Source organism: Porphyromonas sp. COT-052 OH4946 (assembly GCF_000765965.1).
In the GTDB taxonomy this organism is placed as follows: domain Bacteria; phylum Bacteroidota; class Bacteroidia; order Bacteroidales; family Porphyromonadaceae; genus Porphyromonas; species Porphyromonas gulae.
On record NZ_JQZY01000032.1, the window covers coordinates 1 to 518 of the forward strand.

Consider the following 518-nt stretch of genomic DNA (forward strand, 5'->3'; position numbering starts at 1 on the left):
CCCTGATAGTTAATATAGGAAGCCGAAGAGACACAAGAACCACCATTATGACCGGTGAAAGAAGACCCTCCGGGAGGAGGTGTAGTCGTCCAGTTGTTACCGTCGCCGTCGGCATCGATAGTCTTCCAGCTTGATGGTATACCATTTTCAAACGATTCGGAAAGACTGGGATTAGGGTTAGGATTAGGATTCGTTCCGTTGGGGGCATCCCACTTGAGCGTTACCTTCTGTCCATCAGCACTACCCGTCAGATTCTGTACAGGATTGAACTGCTGTGGATCAACTGTTACGTCAACACATTCCTTCGGGGATACGCCCGCCTGGTACTTAACCTCCACGCAATACTCATGATTGCCCGCAGCTACGCCCTCTTCTTCAAATGTAGTTGCCGTCAGACCCTCCTTGATCTTAGTGCCGTCACGATAAACCGTATAGGTATAATCGGCTGAGGAGCCTCCATCGCCGGTGATCACGACATCATCAATCACTATAGCAAGAACATCCGTGCAATTATAGTG

Annotated in this window: 1 pseudogene; it reads right to left on the reverse strand. The window is 49.4% G+C overall.

The annotated features are described in order from the left end of the window. A pseudogene (locus HQ50_RS10000) lies at window positions 1-518 on the reverse strand (hypothetical protein); the annotation flags it as partial.